This window comes from Streptomyces californicus (assembly GCF_000717645.1).
Taxonomy (GTDB): domain Bacteria; phylum Actinomycetota; class Actinomycetes; order Streptomycetales; family Streptomycetaceae; genus Streptomyces; species Streptomyces californicus.
In genome coordinates this window covers 1-3,600 of record NZ_JNZZ01000062.1, presented here as the reverse complement: position 1 = coordinate 3,600, position 3,600 = coordinate 1, and the positions used below count along the sequence as shown (strand labels likewise).

Here is a 3,600-nt window from a genome sequence, read left to right as displayed (position 1 = left end):
GACACGATCCACGGCCGGGAGTTCCTCTTCGCCACGAACGGACCAACGAGCAGCCAGGCCGACAGTCACATGATCAACAACTTCTGTTAGGACCTCTTACTCGGTGGGCCGGAGGGCTGCCAGGTGGGATGTGCGCGTGCGAGCGCGTGGGGTGTCGGTCCACCATGCGTTGAGGCGGTGGAAGTTCATCGCGGTGGCGGTGAGCTGGTGCTGCAGCCGAGCCTTCGCCAGGCCGTGATACCGGCATCGCCGCAGGCCGAAGGCTCGCACTCCCTGTGAGATCGTGCCTTCGACACCGGCCCGGTGTGCGTACTGCTCCTTCCACTCCGGGGTGCTTTCCTGCGCCCGTGCCTGCTGGATCACCTCCTGCTCCGCCTGTGGGCGGAGGGTGATCCGGCGCCCCATGTCCGACTTGCTGTTGGAACGGGTGCACTGCTCTCGCGCCTTGCAGAGACGGCAGGAAGCCGTCGGGAACCGTGCCCAGACCACAGCCGCCCCGTACTGGGAGCGATCTTCCCGCCAGTGGCTGGTGGTGATGCCGTTGGGACAGGTCACCTGGCGGGTCTCCCAGTCGACGGTGAAGTCGGCCTGGGAGAAACCGCCGCCGTCCTTGGTCTGCCAGCTGGTGGAAGCGAGGATCGGGCCCACCAGATCGACACTGTGATCCCGGCGGGCAGTGACCACTTCCCTGGCTGTCGCGTAACCGGCGTCGACCAGGTGCCGATCGGGCAGGAGGTCGCGCTCGGCAAGGTGAGCGTGGATCGGGGCGACCAGCCGCACGTCCTGGACGGTGGAGTCGGTCGTGGCCACGTGCGTGATCAGGTTCGGGCGGTCCGACTCACAGGTCTCGGTGAGATGGACCTTGTAGCCGTCCCAGAAGATGCCCCGCTTCACGCTGCCCCGCGCGTCGGTGTCGTAGGGCGTGACCAGCCGCTCCGCGCCCGGCGGGCGGTCCTTGAGGTCGCGGCGTCGGACCTGCCCGTCGTCGACGAAGTACTGCTGGATCCACATCTGCCGCAGCGTCTGGACCCGGTCGAGCAGCCGCAGGGACGCAGGGGCATCCGGGGCGTGCAGGGCCGCAAGCAGCCTCAGCCCGTCGGCCCCGATCTGCTCGATCAGCTCCGTCTGCTTCGCCTTCCCCTTGGGCAGGCGGGTGTCCTCGAACCGGATCGCATACCGGCTGAACCAGTCGGACGGAACCCGGCCGGCCAGCCACTCCGGCTCGCGGGCAGCCACGCTGTTCAACGCGGCCCGCAGGGTCTCACCGAGCCGCACCAGCCCATTGATCTGCCGGGCCGCGGACAGGACGATCGTCGAGTCCGTGCGAGCACGCCCGCCCGCCTTGAGCAGGCCGCGCTCCGCGGCGGCCCCAAGGACCCGGTCCAGGAGCTCGATCCCAACGCCTCCCGCGATCAGCCGGTCCCTGAACTCGGTGAGCACCGAGTGGTCGAAACCTGCATCGGCCAGCTCCAGCCCCAGCAGGTACTTCCAGTCCAGCCGCCCGCGCACCGCGTCCGCGGCCTGCCGGTCCGACAGACCCTCGGCGAACTGCATGACCGACACCAGCGCCAGCCGGCCCGGCGACCACGCCGGCTTCCCTCTGCGCGGATAGAGGTCAGCGAAGTCCTCGTCAGTGAACAGCTCGCCCAGTTCGTCCCGGATCCGCATGGCCAGGCTGCCCTTCGGGAACGCGGCCCGTGCCACCCGGGCCGTCTCCTCAGGCACCCCGCCGATCTTCCTCGCGTGCAGCGACACCGACACCCTCCCCAAACGCAACGTCGGCCTTCACGACCACAACGGGTCATGAAGGCCGACGTCACGCTCGCCCACGATTCGCCAACAGTGTCATTCCAGTGCCGGGGGCGGACCTTCCAGGGGGCGGGTCAGGCGTCCCAGCCGATGGAGTCGACGTAGGCGTATGCCTCCCAGTCGGTCCCCAGGTGGTCCTGGCAGATCTGCTGCCAGACGTCGTCCAGCTCGACCAGGTCGTCATCCATCCAGGCGTCCACGGCCCGGTCCCACAGGCCGAGGTCGCGCACGTTGACGTCGCGGGTGGACAGGCGCCTTCTCAGCTCCTCCCCCCGCCGATGTTTGCGGTCGACCTGGCTCTCGTTGACGGGGTTGATCTCGACCCGGGTTCCGCGCCCGCCGTTGTGCAGCCGGGCCTTGAGGTCCCTGGCCACATTGCGGCGGCGCAGGTCCCAGTAGGCGGCGTCCACGCGGGCGAGCATCGCCTTGCTGCGGGGCTTGCGCTCCTCGGCGAGCCAGGCCATCAGCGTGCGGGGGGAGACGTGGACCCCGGCGCGGTCCATCGCCTCATATCCTGCGTCGGTCTTGGTGAGGTAGCGGACGCGGGCGGAGAAACCGCGGTCGCTGTCCACGGGGGAGCTGATGCCGCTGACCATGCGCTCCAGGGCGATCCCCAGAGCCTCCCCACCCGGCGTCCCCTGGGCCCCGTAGTGGCCGAAGTGGATCCACCTCCAGTCAGCCATTGGTCTTCACCTTTCCGACCAGGTACTCGCCCGACGCCTTGGCGTCGCTGTACTTGACCTTCATTTGGGACAGGGCGCGCCCCTCGGTGAACACGCTCCAGGGGTCGCCGGTCACGTGCAGCTCGTCGGTGCCCAGCATCGCGATGACCTCCAGCCCGCCCTGGTGCGCCTTGTACGCCTTGGACCAGAGGTTCGCGTGCGCCTGCGCCCGGACGATGTGCATCCAGTCGGGGCGGTAGATCTTCCGGTTCGTGTCCGACTCCCCCATGGTGCTCACGAATTTCGAGTACATGGACTTGACGTACATCTCCAGAAGCACGTCCTGCGTGGTGAGGGCTTCGTCCCGGGCTGCGGAGAGGGCCTTGCGCAGCGCGTCGAGGAAATTCTCGGTCGCCCCGGACGTCCACGACTCGTGAATCTCGGGGGCCCCGGTCAGGCCGTACTTCGGGCCGGACAGGCGCAGCAGGAGGCGCAGGGTGGCGTCGGTGACCCAGAGGGCTCCGGGCTCGTCGCGGTCCCCGATGGGGTCGGGCAGATGCGGGTGGGCCCACTGGGCGGGGGTGATCAGGTGGACCCCCGAGCGCTTCGGGCCGACGCCGTCCGCGCCGGTGGTGTGCTCCAGCCGCCCGATCGGCAGCCAGCATTTCAGGGCGGACAGGTAGGCGGCGTTGGTATCCAGGGCGGTCACCTTGACGTCGGCGCGGGCCGCGCGCATCGAGTAGTCGGGGTGGCGGAAGCGCGGCCGGGCCTCCCAAATCTCATCCGGCCGCTTCTTGGTCGGCTTGTGCAGGATGTCGGGCAGTGTCGGGTACGCGGTGTACTCGTACCGGGCGCTCGACCGCGTCTCCGCGAAAAGATCCATGACGTCCGGAACGGCCCGCTTCTCCAAGGCGGCTACGGCGGCCTCCTCGTCCCCGCCAGCGCGCTCGGCCTCCTCCCGGACCGCGTCCCGGATCATCCCCAGAAGGTCCTCCTGCGCCCGCTCGGCGCTCTTGGATCGGCGCTGCGGGCGGGTCGGCACCCGGGCCGGGACGGGCGACGCCGAGGCCGGGGCCGGGGCCGAGGCGGGGTCGGCGGGTGCGGGGGCCGAGGTGGGCGGGGTCGGCGG

3 protein-coding genes are annotated in these 3,600 nt (G+C 69.8%); all 3 read right to left on the bottom strand.

Going from position 1 to position 3,600, the window contains the following annotated elements; all coding sequences use genetic code 11:
* Positions 1–96: 96 nt before the first annotated feature.
* Entirely contained in the window at positions 97–1,755 is a 1,659-nt protein-coding gene (locus IF19_RS0134165) for an IS1182 family transposase (RefSeq protein ID WP_032748783.1), read from the bottom strand.
* A 128-nt stretch (positions 1,756–1,883) separates the two neighbouring features.
* Positions 1,884–2,492, bottom strand: coding sequence for a hypothetical protein (locus tag IF19_RS0134160; RefSeq protein ID WP_030117679.1), 609 nt, complete (start codon positions 2,490–2,492; stop codon positions 1,884–1,886).
* Positions 2,485–3,600: hypothetical protein (locus tag IF19_RS0134155; protein WP_030290279.1), on the bottom strand; the 1,116-nt coding region annotated here is incomplete at its 5' end. The genes IF19_RS0134155 and IF19_RS0134160, both read right to left, overlap by 8 nt.